Genomic DNA, 22,125 nt, shown 5'->3' with positions numbered 1-22,125 from the left:
GTAAAAAGCCCCTGCTCAATGAGCAGGGGCTTTCTGTTAACTTTTGCTGTATCTTTTAGCGCGTTTCATTCCAAAATATGTTGAATAAAACTCTGGTTAGTTTACCCAGTCTCTAAGTGTAAAGGTAACTTGGTGTTTGTCGTTTTTGAGAGTCAATGTGTCTTTCGTTAGAGTGACATCGCTCCACTCTCCTAATGCATCTGACATCACCTGTTCGGTATTCATCATTTCATCGGAGCACATCATCATGGTCATGCCCATATTTTCAACACGGAACTGCCCATCTTTTAATTCGCCTTGTCCGAAGTAACCATTACAACCAGCGAAACCATTAACAGTCAACTTTTCACCGACTTCAATGTTAGGGTGTTTACTGTGTTCCGGTTTTACGTAGTCTTGTCCATCCACCTGAGTCAGAATCCAGTGATGATGTTGTAAATCCTCTTTGGTTACCACCGATGCATCTCCGTTGCTGGTACAAGCTGCCAAAATAACAGGTAAAGCGATAAGAGCGAGTTGCTTTTTCATTCGAAGCTCCAAGAAGTGTTTTCAAAATCCCGTGCAGTATAATCAACAAGTTCAGTTTCTTGTCAATGGAAAGTCATAATAATACTGCCAAGGGTATAAAACCATGACATTTCGTTATTCAATTTTCTTTTAGGAATCTACCCTGATTAACACTCAAATGGGTAGAGTATGCTGTATTGTGAGTAAAGTGTTATGATTAAGTAGTCATCGCTAAGCATAGGAGGGGATATGGAGCAGTTGGAGTTTTTCAATGTGCCGAGTCCATGTGTTCGAGTATGCACAGTTGACGAACGAGGATATTGCCAAGGATGCATGCGTAACCGGCAAGAACGTTTCGATTGGCTGAATATGACACCCGCTCAGCAACTCCATGTCATCAAGCTTTGTCGTCAACGCTATCGAAGAAAGATGATAAGTCAGAATAAGAAAGAACAAACCTTATCGCAGATGGATGACCAAAGTCCTCAACAAAGTTTGTTCTAGCTTTATTGCTTTTAGATAAACTTAGTCCACAACTCTTACTTGAATTTGCTTTACTCTATTTTGAAGTTCGATCGCTAAGCTTTTTAGTGCCATGTCGTTCTCATTAGTAATGTATTCTTGAAGACTATTTAATAACTCAGTATGAAGAGATTGTAATACCTCTCTTTGTGTACCTTGGTAGTCGGTAAATAAGGCACCTTGTAGTTCTTCAAGCCAACGTTTGTAACTCTCACCGTGTTCTTTGAGAGAGAGAAATGTGAGCTTAGGCTCATGGATGATTGCTTCGGCTAGAAGTGGCGAAACTTCGGATGATGTTGCACCGTCCCTCTTAACCCATATTGATGTCAATGTATAAATAATTGGTATACTGACTGATTCGTCATTTTTAGATAAATAATGTTCAATATTGGTATTGCCTTTGGACATCCATCGCTCTTTTTTCTCTTCAAAGCTTTCAGCAAGAGCCTGACTCGAAGTTGCCAGTACTAAAATTACGAACAATATGGTTGTTTTCATTTCATTTTTCCAAGTTTGAATTTGATATTTCAATATAAGCCGATTCATATTTCTCTATTTCAGAAAACAACTCATCCCTCGACGATTTGCTGCTTGTTGTCATGTAGTTTCCATCATTTAGCTTTGTATAAGATTTTCCGGGTAGTAGACAACCAAGAGTATCGTCGTGATAGTTTCCGCCATGTATAAGTATTTTAGTTCGCCCAGGCACATTCACTAATTCGTACGCTTTTGGATACTTGGCGGACGAATATTTTTTGAGCTTATACCTGCCTGCCGTTATCCTTTTGTCTGAGCCAGCTACATTTGAGTCTGGTCCTCCAGGTTCCAAAAAGTACATGTTTGATGCTTGACCCTCAATTTTAAATCGGCTCAAGGTTGTGTCAGTAGATTGCTTAATTCTAGTGACCTTAATAACTAGAGTTGATTTACAGAACCCAGTTTGCAGTTTTACAGGCGATTTTAGTAAAGAATTACCAATAGTTTTTGCAGTTTTCCCATTTACATCAATTCGGCCATCAGGGCGTATCAGTTTAACCACATTCTTCTGAAAGGAGATAATCGCAGCGACAGTTTTAGATTTGTCAGGATTTCTACCGACAGATCCATCTTCTTTTAGTAGTGGAATCCTCGGCAGAAGGTGGTTCAGTTTATTTAGCGAGCGTTGAACTAATATTATATCCCTGTAACTTTGTTGTTTCTCTGGAATACCCTTCCCTACTGGTTTTAATATTTGGAATGAAGCCATAACTTCTCTCTTAAATTGTAATTAAATTAATATGTTACCAGCAGTGTGTTGTCTAGGTTCAAATTTAGATTAGATATGACTCGCCTAGGTAAATGCAAAAATGCAATCGACTTTTTTGTCAGCTTTTTTGAGTGTGGACTTTTCCACCTGAAAATAATGATGTTTGACCCAAAAAAAGAGCAATCAAATAATCTAGCAATAGGGATTCTTAGCGATCACTCGCAAATATTCTATAAATCACATTTACCTGTAGAAAATTGTTCTACTTCGCACAGTAATACTAGTTGCATTAACTATAGTTTTTGCGGTTAGAATTCTTTGAGCAGCTTTATCTGCTATTAAGCAGGTTGTCTTAGATTTCTTTTCATTTTCATTTCATCACCACGGGTTGGAGTGGTTTTGGGTGACTTTATAAATGGATGTTGAACTTTGAAGCATCTGAAAATACAAGAACAAGGAATTGACGAAAATGTTGAAGAGAACGCTGATATCGACGTTGATTGGCTGCACTATGGCGAGTAGTGCCTTTGCTATGAACGTACAACCCGATCCACAAAACCCGACAGGGTACATCGTGTCTAAAGTTGATCTGCAAGCTGCTGAAGCGGCAAAGACAGCCGATCCTATGTATGCCATATGGGCTAAGGCGTTGGAGACACGTCCGAATTCAATCGTAGAAGCGATTGATGCAGGGGTAGCAACAAACCCAGATAACGTTAAGCGAGTGGAAAGGGTCTTTCCTCGTAGTGAGTGGGACTTTCTCACTCAAATGGCTGCACCAGAGTATACGTATACCAAATTCTTAAGAGCTATCGGTAAATTCCCTGCCTTCTGTGGCGACTATACTGATGGTCGCGATGCCGATGCAATTTGTAAAAAATCCATCGTGACGGCTTTTGCCCACTTCGCACAAGAAACCGGTGGTCACATCGCAAAAGATAACGTTTGGGATAACCCATTAGCGTTGGAAGAGTGGCAACAAGCGTTAGTGCATGTTCGTGAGATGGGATGGTCTGAAGGTCAGCCGGGGTATACAACAGGGTGTGGTCAAAACGATTGGCAAAACCGCCGATGGCCTTGTGCGCCAAACCAAGGGTATTTTGGTCGTGGTGCTAAACAGCTTTCGTACCACTTCAATTACGGACCATTTTCCGAGGTAATGTACGATGGCGACGCAACGGTATTGCTGAACAATCCAGCGCTTGTTGCAGATACGTGGCTTAACCTTGCATCGGCAATTTGGTTCTACCTAACACCTCAAGCTCCAAAACCTGCCATGTTGCACGTTATTGACCGTACTTGGAAGCCTTCTCAGCGTGAAATCGATGCTGGAATTGGCTACGGGTTTGGTACCACCATCAATATCATCAATGGCGGTATTGAGTGTGGTGAGCAGAACAAAAACAAAGGTCAGCCAGTTAACCGAATCCGATACTGGGAAGGGCTAGCAGCGCACTACAACATCCCAATTGAAGCAGATGAGTCAAATACATGCTGGCAGCAAACCCCTTATGGAAGTTTGAACCTGAATGGTGCGACAGACGTGCTTTACACAAACTGGGAAGCAGATTTTTCATATCATGCCGATCGCCCAGAAGGTGTCTCATACGAGTGTAAATTGGTTGGTTACCAAACTGCATATTCTGCACTTGTACCTGGTGACTATGAGAAATGTGTGACTAATTTCTATTTGTCACATCAACGCTGGCCAGAAGTGCGTGTAGTGGCTAAGTTAGATCCTGTTCCAACTCCAGGACCTGGTCCAGGTCCAAACCCAGATCCAAATGGATTTATCGTTTGGGAAGCAGGGAAAACAGATGTGGGCGTTGGAGCGAAAGTGACGCATAACGGTAAATGTTTTGTCGCTAAAAATGATCCCGGCGTTTGGGAAACTCCTACTCAGAACAACTGGTTCTGGGAAGAAGTGACTTGCCCGGTTAAGTAAGAACGTCAGAAAAAGCAAAACCCCAGCTGTTGGTAGCAGCTGGGGTTTTTAATTTTTTAGATTTTTCGGGTGGTAAATCCGAGAATCTTTATATGCAAAAGGCTGGATTTATCCGGCTAATTCCTTGGTGAGGAATTAGATGCGGATGAAGTCCATGTGCTCAACTTTTGGCTTGAACGCGTGACGTTGAACGTCTTGCGGCTTAACCTTAACTTCTGCACCGTCAATCACTAGAGTGATTGCTTCGTAGAATTCAGGCTTATCCATTTGGTTGATTAGCTCGTCGTGGTTTATAGCGATAGAAACAGGCGCTGCTTCACCACCGTAAACGATTGCTGGGAATTGACCAGCGTGACGTAGGCGGCGGCTCGCACCCTTACCTTGTTCAGTACGTACTACTGCTTCGAATTTCATATTATTTACTCTCAAATAGTAAAATTAAAATTTCACCATCAACATAGCGACCTAGTTGATGATGCTTTGCTCAATTGTCAAAACAATGACAACGAACAGCGAGCGCGGATACTAACATTCTCCCCATTCTTGAGCAAGATAATTCATTCATAAACAAAGCACTTCATAGAATCATTGAATTCACGTTTACAGAACAATGAACCGAATGTGAACTTTAATATCACAAATAGTTAATGACAGCCTTGTTAATTTCACTCTGCAATCTAAAAGACAGAGGTAAATCTTATGAAACCAATCAGCGTTATTGTCATTACATTGAATGAAGAAAAACGAATTTCAAACTTACTTAAAGATTTAAGTGCACAAACTTATCGCAATTTTGAAGTGGTGGTCGTTGACTCAAACAGTGACGACGCGACTTTGGAAATCGCCGAGACATTCAAAGACTCTTTACCGGCTTTGAAGACCCACAATATGGGGGAGCGTGGCGTTAGCTTGGGACGAAATACCGGAGCATCACTGGCAACTCACAATCGCTTGTTGTTTTTAGATGCCGATGTTCGCCTGAGACCTTCATTCCTGCAAAATGCGATGGAGAAGCTGGAAGAGACCAAGCTTGAAGTCGCAGGTGTCTACATGGGCTCCAAAGGTTTACCTATGGCACACAAAGCAGGATACGCATTATTTAATGCTGGATTATTTTCCACACAGTTTTTCTTTCCAACCGCGGTCGGAGCTTGCATCTTCTCCACCAAGCGCGCCCACGGCGATCTGAAAGGCTTCGATGAGGAGATCACCTTATGCGAAGACTGTGACTATGTGAAACGTGCGAGCCAAACATGGCGCTTTCGCTTCCTGCCTATGACATTTGAATTCGACCCTCGACGTTTAGATCAAGACGGTTTTGCTGCAACAGGATGGTTGTATCTGAAAGCGAATGTTAGGCGATTTTTCTTTGGTGAGATGCGAAACCAAGAAATGGAGTATAAATTCGGGCATTACACTCGCTAATGGAAATGCTTACGTTATTCCTTGGTGCATTATTGGATGGAGTAATAGGTCCGAATTTAATTGTAATGGGGGAGCCATTCCTACTAAGCGCTGGCTACTTACTTCAGCAGGGAAGTGCTGCAGGAGTAGTGGCTGTGCTTTTAGGGGCATTGGTTGGTGATCAATGCAGTTATTTTATTGGACGGAACTACGGTTATGCTATTCAACGTAAGCTTATTCGCGTGAAACCAAGTTTACGTAGGGTTTTTGCACGAGCTCGGCTTCTGATGTATCGGAGAGGGGCTTGGGTGATTACTTTCGCTCGCTTACTTGGTCCTGTTGCTTGGGTCGTCCCTTTTATTGCTGGAGGAAGCAGAGTAAGTTGGCGCCGTTTTACGCTTTATGATTCCATCGGCATTTTCATAGGAGTGGGGCAATTTATATTCTGGGGTTATTTGATTTCTTATGGGCTAGATTCTTTTGATCTACTCACTCAAATTCAAGTTTTTGTAAAAGAGCACATCGCACTCATTTCTCTATTGTCTGTTGTTTTTGCATTCAGCTTCTATTGGATTCGAAAAGTAGGGGCTAAAAAGGCCACGGCTAGGATCTTGGTTTTTGGTGTATTAGGGTTATTGAGTTTGAATTATTATCACTTTTTTATTCAAAGTTACCCTGCAAGTAAACCCACGGCATCAAATCATCACAGCCTTGAACGGGCAGATTTCAATGTTTACCCGGGAAAAGCAGATGTATATGACGCACAGGCAATAAACCTAATATTTATCGGTGAGTCCCCCGATACCTTGATGGACAAGATGGGGTGGATAGAGAACCGAACATTTAGCCGAAATCAGTTTAGAGTAAAAGAATATTTAATGATGTTGGATAAAAGGGTTCCTCCTATATCTGATTTGTATTGGAAAGGTGAACCGCAATGGCTGGCGTACCAACTGCCAGGTGACTTATTGAACCGAAGCCATGTGCGCTGGTGGAATGCTGGGATTAATCAAGAAATAAACCAGCCAATATGGCTAGGGGCAATAAGCTATGATTCTGGTCTTAAGATTTCTCATTACAACGGTATTGTAACGGTACTTCACAAAATCGACCCAAACGTTGATAAAGAGCGCGATCGCTTTGCAGGGGAAGTCGAACTGAAAACGACGCTTTGGGAATCGGTCCCCTTAAAAGTGACGTCTCCTAGCGTAATTAATGAATCACAAGATTATTACTCCGACGGGTTTGTTTCAGTTATACAGCCGAAAGCTTTAAATCCGTCAGCTGCACATACTCTGCTATCTAATACAGACTAATCTGCAGTGGAATAAAAAAGCCCTTGAGTATATTCAAGGGCTTTCGGCTAACTAGATTTTATTTTTTCGACGTGTTAACACAAGTAAGAATAATCCAAACAAAGCGAGCATCGAGGTGGAACCACCACTGGAACCACTTGCTTCAATGTGTTTTTGGGTTGGAGCTGAATCACTTCCGTCTGGCATTCCGTCGTTGTCAGTGTCAGGATCCATTGGATTGGTTTTCGCGATGTATTCGCCCAAATTTGTTAGAGAGTCTCCGTCAGCATCCCCAGCAGCATCAGCAGCATCAGTTGGATCGAGATTATTATCGTGTTCCCATTTGTCCGGCATGCCATCACCGTCAGAATCTGATTTGTTAGGGTTGGATTTTATCCCAAATTCCTGCAATGCATTCAATCCATCATTGTCTTCATCTGACGTTGCATCGGATTCTAAAAGAGGGTTTAGATTATGCTCAGCTTCCCAGCTGTCACTAATACCATCGCTGTCAGAGTCTGATGAATTGGGGTTCGTCTTATACTCATATTCTTGAAGGGCAGTCAGATCGTCATTATCTTTATCTGACGTCGCATCAGATCCTAATAGAGGGTTCAGATTGTGTTTTACTTCCCAGCCATCTGGAAGAAGGTCAGAGTCAGAATCAGAATTCGTTGGGTCCGAACCAACAACATTAATCTCTTCACTGTCACTGAGTAAATCACTATCGCTGTCGGAATTTTGTGGGTTTGTTTGGTGAACGTATTCATCATAGTTTGATAGCGTGTCAGAATCGGAATCAGAATCTCGATCGGATGGATCATTTGGATTTAAACCATTTTCATATTCCCAACCATCTGGAATGTCGTCGTTATCGGTGTCATGAATTGTTGGATTACTATGGGAATCATTGAGTTCTATATAATCCGAAAGACCGTCATTATCGCTATCCGATAAATTCGGATTTGTACCAACATTGTGTTCTTCTAAGTTGGTTAAGTTATCATTGTCACTATCTAAGCTAGCATCGCCTGCGTTTTGCGGGTTATAACCATATTTGTTTTCCCATGAATCACTCATCCCATCAGAGTCTGAGTCGGTCGCAACAAATTTAACGTTATCAATCCATGCAGAATCAAACCCAGAAGACAGGGAGTAATCTTTAGAGAATTTGAAGTGAAGAGTATTGAGTCCTTCCTGAACGTCAACAGTTACACTCTCTGAGTGATAACCCGATTTCTTAATCACCAAGTTATCGTTTAAGTACATTTCAAAGTAGTCGTAGCTTTCTTCAGATTCGACTGTAAAGTCAAAAGATAATATGCCTGCAGCAAATACATTCGAAAATGTAACCTGTGATGATTGGTTATCTTCAATGTCATCAGAGACAAAACTTGCCACTCCATGAGTGTTGTTGGAATTTGAAATAATCCAGCCTTTGGTTGCCTCGGTTGGTGTGCTCCAACCAACTGGAGAACCATTTTCAAAAGATTCATGGAGGGTTGATAGTAAAGGTGGGTAAGAGTAGGCATCGTTCGCTCTAGTACCCATTTGATATTCTTGGCTATTTGTAAAGCCATCGGAATCTAAATCTAAAATTGCATCGGCAGAGTCTAATGGATCCAGACCGATATTTTTTTCCCAACCGTCAGGTAAACCATCGGAGTCAGAATCTACATCGGTTGGTTTTGTTCCAATTCTCACCTCTTCGCCATCATTGATACCGTCATCGTCAGTGTCTGAAACGAGAGGGTTCGTTTTGTATATAAACTCTTGCAAGTTTGTTAAGGCATCACTATCACCATCCAGTTCAGCATCATTTGCACTCGTTTCATCCAACCCATAAGTGATTTCCCATGTGTTAGGCATGCCATCGCCATCTGTATCAATTGGTATATCGTCGCAAATGACACCTACCTGTTGAAATGATTCAAAGGCTTTTTGCCAGTCATACCCTTTGTCTCTGGCTGCCAAAATTACTCCACATGCGCCTTCGACATATGTGGTACTGGGGGTCCAATAAAACCGATTTGCATCCACATAGGCAGTGAATGCTTTTTGAATATTCCATCCAGTCGAGTTTGCGAGTAAGTAAAAAGCGCGGTTGAATACCCCGCTGCTGTAGTGAACATTCATACCGCTATGATAGTTATCGGCATGACCTATGGATTTGCTATCTCTGGTAGGATCTTCTAAATATCGAAGTACCTGCCCCGTCGCTTTGAATATCGTTTCTCCGACCAGCCAATCATTGCTGCCAGTCATAAAGTACTCTGCCGCTTCGCCAGCCACATCTGAAAACGATTCGTTGATGCCTCCAGATTGGTTTGAGTAGATAAGACCGCTGTTTTGCTCGGTAAAACCGTGGGAGACTTCATGTGCGACGACATCAAGGCTGACCAATGGGTAAAGCGACTGGCACCATCACCAAAGGTCATTCTTTGACCATCCCAGAACGCGTTTTCGTAGCTGTTGCCGTAATGTACTCGCATCTCGAGTTTTTGGCTTAATGGAGAAAGTTGGAACCAATCGTTATATAGGTCAAATACAACCCCACCAAAATAGTGAGCATCGTTTAATGGTGAATACGCGCCATTAATTTCTTTATCATTGTTTGTTGAGCAAGTAAAAGAATGAACCGAGCCTCCATATTTGGAGTGGTTCATGTTAAGAGTTCTAACCCGATCGTTTTCTAGTAAGCACTCAGTTCCATTTTGAGTCACTTCTAGGTGGTTGTATTCTGTCCCGTAATCGTATCGCCCCGTTTTTAGATTCCCACCAGGGCCACTTGCTTGAGCATGTGTCATGGAATTCCACGCTTCGATAACCTTTCCTTGCTTATTTACAAACGCGTTGAAACGAATAGGGTTTGCTACGTGACCATAAGGTGTCGCGATGAACGTAACGTGTTTAACCTCGAATGCTTGTTGTTCTTTTAATGCAACGGTGGCGAGGCTATTCTCGCGCTCAAAAGTCCATAACTTTCCTTTCGCAAAATGGGCATCAAAATACGCTTTTGCTAAGTTCTTTGCTTCTAAATCTGTCAGAGTACGAAGAAGTGCGCCTGATTGAACATCTTGATCAGCTCCGACTAATACTTGCCCACCTAACCAGTAGACACCTTGCCCATCAATATGGATTGATACCTGTTTGCCATATACAGGCACACCGTTAATCGTTTGAACGTACCTTTGATGAAGCTGTCCGGAAGATGAACGCACACTTTTTAATAGTTGGAACTCTTCATTATCCGAAAGTGCGTAAAGTTTTTTGAGTGCAGATAAAACAGTGTTACTGCTCGACGTGACATTGAGCGTATGTTGGATCCCTTGAGTACTTGATAAAGCATTCTGTTTCTGTAAATGATGCAAGCTCAGAGAAACAGAACTTGCAGCGATTGCGTTAGGGAAGTAGGAAGCGGACAAAATTGAAGCGCAAAGTGCGATAACAATTTTATTAGGGCGCAAATTTAACTTTTTTGTAGGCGAGGTTTGCCCAGCATACTTAAACACAGTGAAATATCCTTTTCCTGCATTTTGAAAATGCAGTTTTAACTAGCCAATATAAAGTTTGTCTTCCTGACGGGCAGAGCACGAATAATGTGTTTCTAAATGCAATTTACATTAAATATATGTGTATGGATCTTTGTTTGTCGAATAACTTGTTGTTTTTGTTGTAAAGTTTTCGAATTCATTTTTATAAGTAGCCCATTTAATGGTATTGCATTTATCAAAGCAAAGAGTTCATTGACGACTCGTGATCTAAGCATGCAAATATCGGATATTGGAACTAAAACCAATAAGTACTTAAGTGTTTTATAGTACTTATTGGCTTGATTTAAGCTAGGGCAATCCCTATTCAGAGTACTGATTGAAACTAGGCGTACTCATTGCAAATTTCTGGTGGACTTCCATGTACGTACTGAGATAGATCTCATCGATTTTTTCTGCACTTGGGAATTGGGTTGAAAAGTGAGGGTGTGCCAAGTCTATCGACAGTTTTGCTGCATTTACGATATGAGCAAGGAACATTCTTGGATCTTCTAATCCAACAGAAATTCTCATTGTCGTGGGGGCTATGCCAGCGTCTTCTTGCGCTTTTTCTGAGAGTTCTGAATGCGTTGTCATGGCGGGGCAGAGCGCCACCGTATTTGTCTGCCCAAGGCTGACTTGCATTCCTATTGCGGGTTCTAACATATCGAAAAATTGCTTATAGACGTCTTGGTTTATAGCCTCACGACTGTCACCTCCTTCCATATCGATAGTAAACAAGGAGGCGGGCAACGATAAGTGCATATTTTCCTCGAGAATAGGGTAGTTGGGGCTGCTTTCTAATCCAGGACAAGACACGTTAATATCAGGGTGAGCATCAAATACTCGCGCTAGCGCAAGTGTGTTCACGGACTTTTGAATCACTCGCAATTCAAATGTCTTCATTCCGTTCAACACTTCAAATGCTTTATCTGCATCGAGAAAAGCGCCTTTCACGTAGTAAACATTCCAAAAAAGGGTTTCATCCCAGTTGCGTTGGCGAGTTTTGCCATTGGCAGTTTCATAGCTAACAGAGTCGCCTTTGGGAATGAACATTTCTTCATTACGCCCAATGACCACACCAGCTGTCGTGGTTCCTGAGCCTGCTAACTCTTTTGTGTATGAATGGATGACAAAATCCGGTCGTTCTAGGGGATCGTCCTTCTTTAAAACTGGGTGTAAAAAAGGGGTTCCAACAGTAGTATCGACCATCACCATCCAGTTTCGTTGGTGAGCGGCTTTAGAAATTCCAGCAACGTCTAGAACGTAGCCATGCGGGTTACATGGACTTTCTAAATAAATATAAATTTCTTTGCCAGCTTGGATTCTGTCTGAGTATTTTTCTGCGACCGTATCCATGGCTTTGGAAAAGTCGCTAGCTTCATAGCCATCTACCCACTCAATAGCGACATCCAGATTAGAAGATTTTCGGTACCAATCGTGTAATAACTGGTATGAGCCGCCATATATATTTCGAGAAGCGATAACGATGTCTTCTCGACCGAGAGTATGGCTAAGTAGCCCATCAATCGCTGCCATTCCGGAGTTAAAATTCCAAGCTAGATATTGATCTGCATTTGTTCCGGCTTCGATATCTACGATGTGATTCGCCAAACTGATCGAGGTTGGATTGAGGAGGCGAGAATAAATTTCATGCAATGGTTCTCTGCCATTGAACGCATCTTCGACCCATTCGGTACAGGCAAATAGGTACGTTGCCGTTCGAGTAATAACGGGGCTTGCTGAAAAAATGGCGGCAACATTATCAAAGATTGGGTATGCCCCTTTAGCCGCAAAATGGCCGTTATTCGTTGCGATGGATTGATAAGTGGCACGCATTGGGTTTTGAAGATTATCTAGGATTTTCGCCAGCTGAAATGAGAGAAACCTTTTGGCGTTAAACCATGCAATTCGGTCACTTTTATCTAAATCGGTTAACCCTTCCATGGTGATTGCCCATAAGTCATGGGTTTTGCTGTTTGCGTTATACAAGGTTGTGGCGAGTTCTACGAGTGTCCGTCCGTATTCGGTTTCGACATCAATCCCAAAATGTTCGGCTTGTTCTATGGCAAGTGCAAACGTACTTTCTTCGGACGTGGAGTTTCTTAGAGGGCTAAGTTGTTTTTCAGGGTTCATAAAGCATCCTTGCGCGCTTTGGTTAACATATTGTTAATTTTAAGTGCGTGCTCAGGGTGAATGATTGCAATATATGCTCTAAATTAATCACTAATTAGCAGAAGTTTTTAATTAAGCATGATATTGAGCAACTTATGGATAGCATTGATAAAAAGATATTGAATGAACTGCAAAGAGATGGTCGGCTAACAAATCAAGAACTGGCAGATAGGGTATCGTTATCACCTTCCCCATGTTTAAGAAGGGTAAGGGCACTTGAAAAAGAAGGATTGTTAAAGGGCTATCATGCTCACGTAGACCAAGAAAAGTGTGGGTTGCCAATCAATGTTTTTGCGTTGGTTAAGTTAGAAAAACCGACAGAAGATAACATTCGCCAGTTTGAGGCGATGGTGCAAGATATGGAGGAGGTGATGGAATGTTTTTTAATGACGGGCAGTCACGATTATCTCTTGCGTGTGGTTAGCCACTCTTTACAGACTTACGAAAGGTTTATCCGTAAAGAGTTAACTTGCTTACCGCATATTGAGTCGATAGAGTCCAGTTTTGCGTTTGGACAGGTTAAAAAGCAATTTGCACTGCCTATTCGCTAACGCTTTTTCTGATTCGTACATAAGTTTATGATCAGTTTGGCTTTGGTGCCGCCAGAGTCGCTGTCTTCCAAAATAAGCTGCCCTCTGTAACTGTGTGCCATTTCTTGAACGATATTTAAGCCCAATCCTGAACCTGGTGTTTCCTCATCGAGGCGAACTCCTCGTTTCATAACAAGATTTTTCTTTTCATCCGGAATTCCCGGACCATTATCTTCAACAACCAATGCTACTTGAGTGTCGGAAACGGGTTCTGAATAGACGCGGATCTGAGATTTTGCCCATTTGTAGCCATTCTCAAGTAAGTTACCCAGCATTTCATCCATATCTGTCGCTTCAACTGCAACTTTTAAGTCCGAGCTTAACTCGTTGATAAGTAGAACTTCTCTGTCTGCGAATACCTTGTCAAACGCGGTGGAAATTGCATCGACTTGGTCGCTCGGTTGGCAACTAACAGCCAAAATATGCATTGATCCCGCCATTCGAGCACGCCCTAAGTGGTAATCAATTTGCTGCTGTAAGTTGGTTAGGGAGGGTTCGAGTTTTTCTTTGGTACCAGCATCGAGTTGAGATACTTCGTTTTTAAGAACAGAAATGGGTGTTTTTAATGCATGAGACAAATTGCCTGCGTGATTTCGAGCTCGTTGTAATAATTCCTGATAATGGAAAAGCAAGGCATTCAAATCCGACGTTAAAGGCTGAACCTCTTTAGGGTAGTTGTTTTCCAGGGAGTTTTGCTCACCTGAGCGCAGCTTATGTAACTCTTTCTGCATTTTCCCAAGAGGTCGGAGCGACCAAGAAACTTGAAGACCAATTAGAATTAGGATGCCGACAAAAAGCAACATAAGCACCAGAGATATCTGACCCATTAAAGCGTGAAGTGTATCTTCTAGCGGCTGTTCATCTAACCCTACAGTGATGGTTATAGGTTCTGAAAAATCGGGTAAGTAAATGTTTCTTTGGATATATACGAGTTTTTCGCCATTCGCCCCACTTGCACCTTTGAAGCGTTTAAAGGTGATTAATTGGTCCCATAATGAACGCGAGCGCATGACTTGGTTTTCAGTGACAGCCATCCAATACAAGCCACTATAAGGGCGGTTGAACCGAGGGTCAGATAGCCTAAACGGCATAACCATTCTACCTTGACTATCTACATCAATATTGGCTGTGAGCTCGTCCAGAGAAAGGCTGAGTTGCTGTCGAATATCTTCTTCTAAATAATCTTTGATTAGATTGGGGATAAGAAGACCAGCTGAGAATACCATTAACCCTAACCAAATAACTGCCCCAGCAAGAAGGCGGTTTCTTAGGCTTAAGTGGCGTACAAAAGCGGGTTTAATTAGCATTCAGTTGATACCCAAGTCCACGCACTGTTTTTATTACATTTGGCGCGATCTTTTTGCGAATTCGTCCAATAAAAACTTCGATGGTATTGGAGTCTCTGTCGAAGTCTTGTTTGTATATATGCTCAACCAGTTCTGTTCTAGAAATTACTTTTTCCGCATTATGCATAAAGTAGGCTATAACTTTGTATTCGAGTGCGGTCAGGCTAATGGCTTGTCCTTGCCACAATACTTTAGAGGTGCGTGTATCTAAGCTTAAATCCCCAACCTGCATAATAGGCGATGCATTGCCAGAAGCACGGCGCAGTTGGGCGCGTATACGAGCAATCAATTCAACCATTTCAAAAGGTTTAGTTAAGTAATCATCTGCGCCGGCATTCAAACCTTCCACACGTTGAGATAAGGTATCGCGAGCACTAAGAATAATGACAGGGGTATTTATATTCTCATCGCGTATACCTTTAAGTACCGTTAGACCATCCAACTTGGGTAGCCCAAGATCCAATACGATCATGTCCCACTCTTCGGATGTGGCTCTGTACAAGGCATCAATCCCATCTTCTGATAATTCGGGAACCCAGCCAGCCTGCTCAAGCGTTTCAATAATTTGCTCGCCTAAGCGAGGCTCATCTTCTACTACGAGTACTTTCATTTTGGTTACTTCTTATTTTGTTTTATGACTTGATTGAGGTTTCTTCCCTTGATTTGCATTAGCTCAAGGGTGCTCGCGTCGTATTCAACTTTAATGACATTGTTGTCGTGTACTAGCCGGAGCTCATATATCCACTGGTCATCATCTTCGTCTAACTCGACTTTAATTACCCGACCATTTAGCTGATTTTCAACCGCCTGATACAAGGCGGAAAATGGTTGAATACGTCCTGCTTGAACAGCTTCATAGACGTCATCCTGATCTTCATCTATTTCAATTCGAGTCCCATCGTGTGGAACGTCGATCACGATTGAATTTGGAGATTCATCTTGGAAAGCATAGACCTGACTTACCCCGAGTGGGAGCAGAAGCAGAGTGATAGCTGCAATAGGATGTCGAAACATAGACTTACCTTAAAAGCGATAACTGTAAAGGAGTATAAACAAGTACAAATGAATAGAAAGTGAACTTAGGCATGACAACAAGAATCTGCCAAATTTGAGAATAAATGACGAGTTTGAAGAGAAGCGTGGAGCAAAATGTGGAGTAAAAAAGGGTGCGTTAATAGGCCGGTTTCGAATGACCTTTAAGAATAGCGCTAGCGCGCTTTTTTATCTCAGTAAACGCGTTTACGTTTATAAGCGATAACCGCAAAGATAATAAGAACATTAAGCGCGAGCATTTCCTGCGCTTCTGGTACTTTTCCATAGACAAAAGCAAATGCAATCGCGACTGCAATAAAAGCAGCCAGCTTTCTGAAAAGATTGATAAATTGGCTCAAAGTACCCTCGAATAAAAACGGATTACAAAAAAAGCCCGCGTATGGCGGGCAAAAAAAGATACTTCAATCATAATCGCAGGACGCCTATGAAAAGCGTGCCTAACCGCATATTGCTTAGTTTCTTTTTATCTTTCAATCAATCCGATTAAACAAGTAGGGCAATCAATTCAAATTGGCCATTCGGATGATGGGTGTGTGGTTATTTTACGTGCAGGATGCTATTGAGTCTTTACTCGTTTGCTCAATTGTTTACGAATCTTACACTTTCTTACAGACATGCTTTTTTATCATACCTATTTTTAATATGCAACAATGCTTCTATGGAGTGTGTTGCCCTAGAAACACTAATTGGAATGGCGGATTTAAAGGGATGGAGTACGAAAACAGGAGTAGGGGGTAAGTGATAATTCTCTATCACAGGAACGAGTTTATCATCCTCATTGATGAGAATGTCCGGAATCAAACCAATGCCTACTCCTTTCGATATCAGCGATTTTGTTTGATAAATGGTATTGGTGCGATGTGTCGGTGTAAACGCGAACTCCTGAGATACACCAGTTTGGTTATGAGCCATTTTATGAACAATCTTTTGCCCCTGCCAATGGTTAGCCACGTAAGGTGATTGGTGTGAGTGAGTACTCTCTTTCTTAGATCTGCATAAGACGTCAGTAAATTCCCCGATTCTTTTTTGTTTGTAGCTACTGTCTTTAGAAAGACCGACTCGAACTGCCAAATCAATATCATGTTCCATTAGGTCGAGTTGTTGGTCGCTGCAAATCAAATTTAGCGAGACATTTTTACAGCTGGCAAACGCATCGACTAACGCAGGTACGACAACACTGTCCATGAGTGCGTTTGGAGCTGTTACGGTGATTTTTCCACTGGGTTCTGTTTGTTGTTCTTGTACCTCTTCCCACGCCAAGTTAGCAATGGAATGCATTTCACAACAGTGATCATAGAACTTTTGCCCTGCAACGGTGAGAACTTGTTTTCGTGTCGTGCGTTTGAGGAGTGTTGTTTTAAGGTCGGATTCAAGTTGCTTCAAGTGTTGACTTAGCACCGATTTGGATAAATCCAATCGGTTTGCAGCATTGGTAATTGATCCTTCCTCGACGATGTTCATAAACAGCGTCATTTGACGAAATTTATCCATAATTGTTCTATTTAATTAAACAGTCATTTCTAACTGATTTGTTTTTCTTTGTTAATCATAACGGTAAATTTCTTGTTGTTCACCCATACAACATAGGAAATACGAAGATGTCCCAAGAAACTCTAGATGCCTGTAAAGCAGGGAGCATGGCTTGGCAAAATGCGTTCAATCAAGGAGATGCAGAAGGCTGTGCTTCTCAATATACCGAGAGCACAGAAATGGTGGCTAAGCCATTTGGTACATTTAAAGGAAGAGATGAGGTCGAAACTTTTTGGGCAAATCTCATTGGTCAGGGGTTTACCGAGGTCGAATATTCCAATGTAGATTGGCAACCAGAAGGAGAGGATGGCTATATTTTGACGGCTCAATGGCAGATGAACAAAGCCTATGGTGTGGTTCATCGTGAGCATTGGCAGATCCAAGCCGACAGCAAGGCAAGGCTGGTTTACGACGAGTTTGAAGTGCTCGGTGAACGCTAAATCTGAATAGTAAGATCAGAATTCGTAGGCTTTACTACGTGAGTTCATCTGCAAAAATCTTGTCGCGCATTGTCCAGAACCGTCCTGATTTTCTTGCAATGACAAACTGAGGCAAGCGGAACCGGTGCTGATGGTTGACTACCTTTGTGGGTGAGCTCTCTTCAAATGGACGATGACGGTCCGCCAGATGAGGGCGAACAAACATTTTTTGAAATGTCTCTTTCTGTTTTTTAGTCGTCAGTGACCAAAACTGATGGACCTGAGCATTGTTATCACCGTAATAAGTGACTTTAAGCTGCGGTTTGCCTTTCTCGTTTTTATGAACAGAGAGCTGCATATCCGTGCATTCAAAAACTAACGCATCTTTCAGGTTCAGCGCTTCTTTGAGTTTTTTGTCGGGGTCTACTAATGTAGCGTCGCACTCATGGCAGATACGAGCGGCAATGTCATTATCGGCACCGCATTCAGGGCAGTATTTCGCGCGAAAGCGGTAGTCGCAGTGCTCTCGCGTGCCATCTTCTTCTTCAAAGTAGCCTTGGCATTTTCTGCCATAGTGTTCGATTAAGAAGCCAGCTGCGTCGAGTTTACCCCAAAAGCTGTTGTTAAAGCCACAAGAAGGGCAAGGTATGGTGATGATTTCGCTATCAGAGTCTGGTTTTGGGTTACCTATTTCAGGTTGATAAAGGTCGTAACTATTTCCTGCGTAATCGAGCACTAAACATTCGGTTTTTCCGTCCGAAAGACGAAGCCCTCGCCCAACAATTTGCTGGTACAAGCTCACCGATTCGGTAGGGCGTAAAATTGCAATTAAATCGACGTGAGGTGCATCAAAACCAGTGGTCAAAACTGATACATTAACCAAGAATTTGATATCTCGATTTTTAAAAGACTGGATAATACGGTCACGTTCTTTTGTTTCTGTATCTCCAATAACGAGTGAGCACTCATTTTCCGGTAAGAGGGAAAGAATTTCCTGAGCATGCCTGACTGTTGCCGCAAAAATCATGACACCATGTCGGTTTAGAGCTTGAGCAATAATTTGTTGGACGATTTGCGGTGTCGCTCGTTTGGACTGTTCTATCACCATGTCCATCTCGGACTCTTTATATCGTCCGGTGGATGCGGGCTTGAGCTGAGAAAAGTCGTAACTCAATACCGGTGCGTCGATCAATTTCGCCGGAGTAAGAAATCCTTCATCGAGTAGGTAGCGAATCGGAAGTTCGAAAATACAATCACGGAAAAATCGAGGTTCTTCGCTGCGAACTAATCCTCGGGTGTGGTACTGGTATATCCAACCCATACCTAAGCGGTACGGGGTGGCAGTTAAACCAAGAACTTTAATGCCAGGGTTAATGGATTGGACATGGCTGATGACTTTACGGTAGCTGCTGCTGGTGTTGTCGGGGACGCGATGACACTCGTCGATAACCAGCAACGAAAATTGGTTTGCAAACGCGTCAAGGTTTCGGACGACAGATTGGACAGATGCAAATACAACTTGTTGGTCTGTTTCTTTGCGGCCTAAACCTGCCGAGTAAATGGAGCCTTGCAAATCATACCCTTCGTACTTGGCATGATTTTGCTCAACAAGTTCTTTTACGTGAGCAAGTACTAACACTCTTCCTTTTGCTAGGCGAGCCAATTCAGCAATTACGAGGCTTTTACCTGCACCGGTTGGAAGCACTATTACCGCAGGTGAGTTATTTTTACGAAAATAATGCACAACCGCTTTAACGGAATCGGCTTGGTAGGGGCGAAGGGTGTACATACAGTAATGAAAATCGTCATTTATTTTTATTTGCTGGGTATAATACCCGACTTAGTAGTTATGAGGTATCCATGCGTTTAGACAAATTTCTCTGTGATGCTCTAGGAGCAACACGTAAAGAAGCCACCAAAATCATTAAAAGTGGCGATGTAACCGTCAATGACACCATGCAAAAAAGTGGTGCCTTCAAAGTAACCGAAGCATGTGACGTTGAATGGCAAGGTCGAACTATCACCATGCAAGGTCCGCGATACATTATGCTGTTCAAGCCGGATGGCTTTGTATGTTCCCATGAAGATGGGTTCAACCACACCGCATTTGTTTTACTAGACGAAGTGAAAATGGAAAATTTGCACTTCGCAGGCAGGCTAGATGTGGATACAACAGGACTGGTTCTCATTACCGACGATGGTAAATGGTCGCATCGTATTACTTCACCAAAACATAAGTGTGAAAAAACCTATCGCGTGTGGCTTGCTGATCCTGTGCAACAAGAGTATGTTGACCAGTTCACACAGGGAATTGAGCTCAGAAATGAAAAAGAGCCGACTTTACCAGCCCAGCTCGAAATCATTGATGATAAAGAAGTACTGCTGACGATTCACGAAGGTAAGTACCATCAAGTTAAGCGAATGTTTGCGGCACTTGGCAATAAAGTAGAAGGGCTCCACCGAGAACGCATCGGTGACATCTATTTGGATGAAGACCTAGAACCTGGTGAATATCGTTATCTGACCCAAGAAGAAATTGATTCTGTCTATTCTTGATTAAGCCTAAGGGGCGCAAAGCCAGTAACCTTTAGGCATTTTCGTGTCTATAGGTTGGAATTGATATATCTATTACTGACAGTTTTTTCTCATCTTTTCTCATCTTTTCTCTAGGAGAGTTATGTCTTCTCAAAAGACACCCCAGCTCAGCTTATTGCTGTTCATTATTTTAGGAGCCATCGGGGCTCTTACTCCGCTAGCGATCGATATGTATTTGCCTGCGATGCCTGCGATTGCAAAAGATCTCGGAGTCACTGCGGGTGAGGTGCAAATCACCTTAACCGCATATACTTTAGGGTTCGCATTTGGGCAGTTATTGCATGGTCCACTGGCAGACAGTTATGGCCGGAGGCCAGTGTTGTTAATCGGCGTCGTATTATTCGCGCTTGCTTCAATAGTGTCTGCGACCACAACGGGTATTGATGCATTAATGGCAGTGCGTGTCGCGCAAGGGTTTGCCGGAGCTGCGGCAGCAGTTGTGATACAGGCTGTGGTCAGAGATATGTTCGATAGAGAAGATTTTTCTCGTACGATGTCTTTTATCACTCTTGTGATGACATTAGCACCGTTAGTGGCTCCTATGATAGGTGGTCACTTAGCGGTTTGGTTTGGATGGCGTTCCATCTTCTGGACGTTGGCCATATTTTCCGCAGTTGTGATTGCTGCTGTTTTATGGAAAATCCCAGAGACATTAGCACCAGAGAATAGGCAGCCATTAAACTTCAGAACAAGTTTGATAAACTACGCTAAATTGTGTACCAATCCAGTGGCGTTAGGGCTCATTCTATCAAGCGCGTTTTCATTTTCTGGCATGTTTGTTTTTTTAACGGCTGGTTCTTTTGTTTATATCGATCTTTATCATGTCACTCCCGATCAATTTGGTTATCTATTTGGACTGAATATTATCTGCATGATCCTGATGACGATTCTCAACGGTCGGATTGTAAAGAAAGTTGGTTCGCATTGGATGCTAAGGTTTGGATTAGCGCTTAAATTGATTGCAGGAGTTGGGCTTTTTCTCGGTTGGCTATTTGATTTAGGGCTATGGGGCATTGTTCCCTTTGTTGTGCTGTTTGTCGGTACCATTGCGACGATCGGTAGCAACAGCATGGCGTTGCTACTTAGCGGATATCCTAATATGGCAGGTACTGCCTCTTCTTTGGCGGGCACGCTGAGGTTTGGTATGGGGTCTCTCATGGGCGCTCTGGTTGCCTTTATGCCGTCGAATACACAAGTACCAATGATTATGATGATGACGCTCTGTGCGGTATTATCCGCACTGTTTTACTGGACGCTAGGAAGAAAGGCGTAATGTCTAAATACCATATTGAGATTCAAAACCTTGTTAATACTGCTTTAGATGAAATGGCAGAAGAGCACAATAAAGGGCGTTTAGCCGATACACCGGTGAGCAACACGCACTTTATTCTTCGTTGGATCACACGTGCGATTAAAGGTCAGCGTTTTCATCGTGTTGTTAGTGGGGATTTAATTCGCTGGCAAAAATCAGGTCGAAGCAAAGGTACGCAACTCGATCTACTGTTATTGTTCCGTCAAATTTCTCAGTTATACGCTAAATTTACGCCAGCAGATAAAGACGCGACCCCTGTTTTAGATAGCGAAATTGAAGGTTTTATCGATTTCATGGAAGCGAAGGGTTGGGCTGTGTGTACTGAATATGATGCCCGAGAGAAGATTCAAGTCTTTACAGAAGGCGACAGTTCATTTTTGCTCTGTTCACATCAATGTGATGACTGTTTTGAAGGTGCTGATTTAATCAAGCCAATGAGCTGGTATGTACGTGGTAACCACGCGGAATTTATCCGTTTGGCAATGGAGCAGGGTTTTTTGGTCCACAAAGTCACCGATTATAAATCTAAGGTTAAATACCATGGTGAGTATTTGGTGTACCCAAATAACCAAGGTCCGCAGTTAGCCGAAATTCCACTTGGCTATGGTATGGATAAATAGACCTAGATAGAAAATAGATCCAGATAGGTATAGTAG

General features: G+C 42.5%; 22 protein-coding genes. 9 read left to right on the top strand and 13 right to left on the bottom strand.

From position 1 onward, the window contains the following. Positions 1-96 precede the first annotated feature (96 nt). Positions 97-540 (bottom strand): META domain-containing protein, encoded by a 444-nt coding sequence (locus Q8W40_RS01160; RefSeq protein WP_305395528.1) that lies wholly within the window; start codon positions 538-540, stop codon positions 97-99. A 216-nt stretch (positions 541-756) separates the two neighbouring features. Here Q8W40_RS01160 and Q8W40_RS01155 point away from each other — a divergent pair, with 216 nt between their 5' ends. Then, on the top strand, positions 757-1,011 hold the full coding sequence (locus Q8W40_RS01155) for a DUF1289 domain-containing protein (protein ID WP_305395527.1): 255 nt from the start codon (positions 757-759) through the stop codon (positions 1,009-1,011). Between the two features lie 21 nt (positions 1,012-1,032). Here the strand turns inward: Q8W40_RS01155 and Q8W40_RS01150 are convergent, their stop codons facing one another. Together Q8W40_RS01150 and Q8W40_RS01145 are read right to left on the bottom strand one after the other, a co-directional pair. After that, positions 1,033-1,527 (bottom strand): hypothetical protein, encoded by a 495-nt coding sequence (locus Q8W40_RS01150; protein ID WP_305395526.1) that lies wholly within the window; start codon positions 1,525-1,527, stop codon positions 1,033-1,035. A 1-nt stretch (position 1,528) separates the two neighbouring features. Next, positions 1,529-2,275: a DUF5675 family protein gene (locus Q8W40_RS01145; protein ID WP_305395525.1), complete on the bottom strand. Its 747-nt coding sequence runs from the start codon at positions 2,273-2,275 to the stop codon at positions 1,529-1,531. Between the two features lie 469 nt (positions 2,276-2,744). Between Q8W40_RS01145 and Q8W40_RS01140 the strand changes: the two genes are divergently transcribed. Continuing rightward, the gene (locus tag Q8W40_RS01140) at positions 2,745-4,220 is read left to right on the top strand and encodes a chitinase (RefSeq protein WP_305395524.1); all 1,476 of its coding nucleotides are present in this window, start codon (positions 2,745-2,747) and stop codon (positions 4,218-4,220) included. 135 nt (positions 4,221-4,355) lie between these two features. Here the strand turns inward: Q8W40_RS01140 and rplY are convergent, their stop codons facing one another. Further along, positions 4,356-4,634, bottom strand: a complete 279-nt coding sequence (gene rplY / locus Q8W40_RS01135; protein ID WP_305395523.1) for a 50S ribosomal protein L25 — start codon at positions 4,632-4,634, stop codon at positions 4,356-4,358. Between the two features lie 285 nt (positions 4,635-4,919). On the opposite strand from rplY, the gene Q8W40_RS01130 reads away from it, so the two are divergent. Then, positions 4,920-5,645 (top strand): glycosyltransferase family 2 protein, encoded by a 726-nt coding sequence (locus tag Q8W40_RS01130; RefSeq protein WP_305395522.1) that lies wholly within the window; start codon positions 4,920-4,922, stop codon positions 5,643-5,645. Positions 5,646-5,650: 5 nt separating this feature from the next. Continuing rightward, positions 5,651-6,940: an LssY C-terminal domain-containing protein gene (locus Q8W40_RS01125; protein ID WP_305395521.1), complete on the top strand. Its 1,290-nt coding sequence runs from the start codon at positions 5,651-5,653 to the stop codon at positions 6,938-6,940. 51 nt (positions 6,941-6,991) lie between these two features. Here Q8W40_RS01125 and Q8W40_RS01120 read toward each other — a convergent pair whose 3' ends face one another. The 3 genes from Q8W40_RS01120 to Q8W40_RS01110 form a co-directional block, all read right to left on the bottom strand. Beyond that, positions 6,992-9,211: a M4 family metallopeptidase gene (locus Q8W40_RS01120; RefSeq protein ID WP_305395848.1), complete on the bottom strand. Its 2,220-nt coding sequence runs from the start codon at positions 9,209-9,211 to the stop codon at positions 6,992-6,994. Then, positions 9,181-10,431 carry a hypothetical protein gene (locus Q8W40_RS01115; protein ID WP_305395520.1) on the bottom strand — a complete coding sequence of 417 codons (1,251 nt, stop codon included), beginning with the start codon at positions 10,429-10,431 and terminating at the stop codon, positions 9,181-9,183. The genes Q8W40_RS01120 and Q8W40_RS01115 overlap by 31 nt, the downstream gene beginning before the upstream one ends. A 342-nt stretch (positions 10,432-10,773) precedes the next feature. After that, entirely contained in the window at positions 10,774-12,585 is a 1,812-nt protein-coding gene (locus Q8W40_RS01110; protein WP_305395519.1) for a trans-sulfuration enzyme family protein, read from the bottom strand. Positions 12,586-12,719: 134 nt separating this feature from the next. Here Q8W40_RS01110 and Q8W40_RS01105 point away from each other — a divergent pair, with 134 nt between their 5' ends. Then, positions 12,720-13,175, top strand: a complete 456-nt coding sequence (locus tag Q8W40_RS01105; protein ID WP_305395518.1) for an Lrp/AsnC family transcriptional regulator — start codon at positions 12,720-12,722, stop codon at positions 13,173-13,175. Here Q8W40_RS01105 and Q8W40_RS01100 read toward each other — a convergent pair. From Q8W40_RS01100 to Q8W40_RS01080, 5 genes are all read right to left on the bottom strand, one after another. Next, entirely contained in the window at positions 13,172-14,521 is a 1,350-nt protein-coding gene (locus tag Q8W40_RS01100; RefSeq protein ID WP_305395517.1) for an ATP-binding protein, read from the bottom strand. The genes Q8W40_RS01105 and Q8W40_RS01100 overlap by 4 nt on opposite strands. After that, positions 14,511-15,170 (bottom strand): response regulator transcription factor, encoded by a 660-nt coding sequence (locus Q8W40_RS01095; RefSeq protein WP_305395516.1) that lies wholly within the window; start codon positions 15,168-15,170, stop codon positions 14,511-14,513. The genes Q8W40_RS01100 and Q8W40_RS01095 overlap by 11 nt, the downstream gene beginning before the upstream one ends. Positions 15,171-15,175: 5 nt before the next feature. Beyond that, positions 15,176-15,574, bottom strand: coding sequence for a PepSY domain-containing protein (locus Q8W40_RS01090; RefSeq protein ID WP_305395515.1), 399 nt, complete (start codon positions 15,572-15,574; stop codon positions 15,176-15,178). 212 nt (positions 15,575-15,786) lie between these two features. After that, positions 15,787-15,951 carry a hypothetical protein gene (locus Q8W40_RS01085; protein WP_305395514.1) on the bottom strand — a complete coding sequence of 55 codons (165 nt, stop codon included), beginning with the start codon at positions 15,949-15,951 and terminating at the stop codon, positions 15,787-15,789. Between the two features lie 268 nt (positions 15,952-16,219). Further along, positions 16,220-17,104, bottom strand: a complete 885-nt coding sequence (locus Q8W40_RS01080; protein ID WP_305395513.1) for a LysR family transcriptional regulator — start codon at positions 17,102-17,104, stop codon at positions 16,220-16,222. 107 nt (positions 17,105-17,211) lie between these two features. Between Q8W40_RS01080 and Q8W40_RS01075 the strand changes: the two genes are divergently transcribed. Next, entirely contained in the window at positions 17,212-17,583 is a 372-nt protein-coding gene (locus tag Q8W40_RS01075; protein WP_305395512.1) for a nuclear transport factor 2 family protein, read from the top strand. Between the two features lie 34 nt (positions 17,584-17,617). Here Q8W40_RS01075 and Q8W40_RS01070 read toward each other — a convergent pair whose 3' ends face one another. Beyond that, positions 17,618-19,351: a DEAD/DEAH box helicase gene (locus Q8W40_RS01070; protein ID WP_305395511.1), complete on the bottom strand. Its 1,734-nt coding sequence runs from the start codon at positions 19,349-19,351 to the stop codon at positions 17,618-17,620. A 71-nt stretch (positions 19,352-19,422) separates the two neighbouring features. Here Q8W40_RS01070 and rsuA point away from each other — a divergent pair, with 71 nt between their 5' ends. The 3 genes from rsuA (at position 19,423) to Q8W40_RS01055 (ending at position 22,089) form a co-directional block, all read left to right on the top strand. Continuing rightward, entirely contained in the window at positions 19,423-20,118 is a 696-nt protein-coding gene (rsuA, locus tag Q8W40_RS01065; protein WP_305395510.1) for a 16S rRNA pseudouridine(516) synthase RsuA, read from the top strand. 121 nt (positions 20,119-20,239) lie between these two features. Further along, positions 20,240-21,430, top strand: coding sequence for a Bcr/CflA family multidrug efflux MFS transporter (locus Q8W40_RS01060; protein WP_305395509.1), 1,191 nt, complete (start codon positions 20,240-20,242; stop codon positions 21,428-21,430). Next, the gene (locus tag Q8W40_RS01055) at positions 21,430-22,089 is read left to right on the top strand and encodes a DUF2913 family protein (protein WP_305395508.1); all 660 of its coding nucleotides are present in this window, start codon (positions 21,430-21,432) and stop codon (positions 22,087-22,089) included. Before Q8W40_RS01060 ends, Q8W40_RS01055 begins: the two co-directional genes overlap by 1 nt. The last annotated feature ends 36 nt before the right edge of the window (positions 22,090-22,125 follow it).

Origin of the sequence: Vibrio penaeicida (assembly GCF_030689305.1) — a bacterium.
In the GTDB taxonomy this organism is placed as follows: Bacteria; Pseudomonadota; Gammaproteobacteria; order Enterobacterales; family Vibrionaceae; genus Vibrio; species Vibrio penaeicida_B.
The sequence above is the reverse complement of the archived record's forward strand: the minus strand, read 5'-3'. Positions and strand labels throughout refer to the sequence as shown.

Coding starts and splice junctions, on each gene's coding strand:
- Q8W40_RS01095 (WP_305395516.1), bottom strand. CDS start 15,170: ATGAAAGTACTCGTAGTAGAAGATGAGCCTCGCTTAGGCGAGCAAATT.
- Q8W40_RS01075 (WP_305395512.1), top strand. CDS start 17,212: ATGTCCCAAGAAACTCTAGATGCCTGTAAAGCAGGGAGCATGGCTTGG.
- Q8W40_RS01145 (WP_305395525.1), bottom strand. CDS start 2,275: ATGGCTTCATTCCAAATATTAAAACCAGTAGGGAAGGGTATTCCAGAG.
- Q8W40_RS01090 (WP_305395515.1), bottom strand. CDS start 15,574: ATGTTTCGACATCCTATTGCAGCTATCACTCTGCTTCTGCTCCCACTC.
- Q8W40_RS01140 (WP_305395524.1), top strand. CDS start 2,745: ATGTTGAAGAGAACGCTGATATCGACGTTGATTGGCTGCACTATGGCG.
- Q8W40_RS01155 (WP_305395527.1), top strand. CDS start 757: ATGGAGCAGTTGGAGTTTTTCAATGTGCCGAGTCCATGTGTTCGAGTA.
- rplY (WP_305395523.1), bottom strand. CDS start 4,634: ATGAAATTCGAAGCAGTAGTACGTACTGAACAAGGTAAGGGTGCGAGC.
- Q8W40_RS01055 (WP_305395508.1), top strand. CDS start 21,430: ATGTCTAAATACCATATTGAGATTCAAAACCTTGTTAATACTGCTTTA.
- Q8W40_RS01080 (WP_305395513.1), bottom strand. CDS start 17,104: ATGGATAAATTTCGTCAAATGACGCTGTTTATGAACATCGTCGAGGAA.
- Q8W40_RS01130 (WP_305395522.1), top strand. CDS start 4,920: ATGAAACCAATCAGCGTTATTGTCATTACATTGAATGAAGAAAAACGA.
- Q8W40_RS01100 (WP_305395517.1), bottom strand. CDS start 14,521: ATGCTAATTAAACCCGCTTTTGTACGCCACTTAAGCCTAAGAAACCGC.
- Q8W40_RS01070 (WP_305395511.1), bottom strand. CDS start 19,351: ATGTACACCCTTCGCCCCTACCAAGCCGATTCCGTTAAAGCGGTTGTG.
- Q8W40_RS01150 (WP_305395526.1), bottom strand. CDS start 1,527: ATGAAAACAACCATATTGTTCGTAATTTTAGTACTGGCAACTTCGAGT.
- Q8W40_RS01125 (WP_305395521.1), top strand. CDS start 5,651: ATGCTTACGTTATTCCTTGGTGCATTATTGGATGGAGTAATAGGTCCG.
- rsuA (WP_305395510.1), top strand. CDS start 19,423: ATGCGTTTAGACAAATTTCTCTGTGATGCTCTAGGAGCAACACGTAAA.
- Q8W40_RS01110 (WP_305395519.1), bottom strand. CDS start 12,585: ATGAACCCTGAAAAACAACTTAGCCCTCTAAGAAACTCCACGTCCGAA.
- Q8W40_RS01060 (WP_305395509.1), top strand. CDS start 20,240: ATGTCTTCTCAAAAGACACCCCAGCTCAGCTTATTGCTGTTCATTATT.
- Q8W40_RS01105 (WP_305395518.1), top strand. CDS start 12,720: ATGGATAGCATTGATAAAAAGATATTGAATGAACTGCAAAGAGATGGT.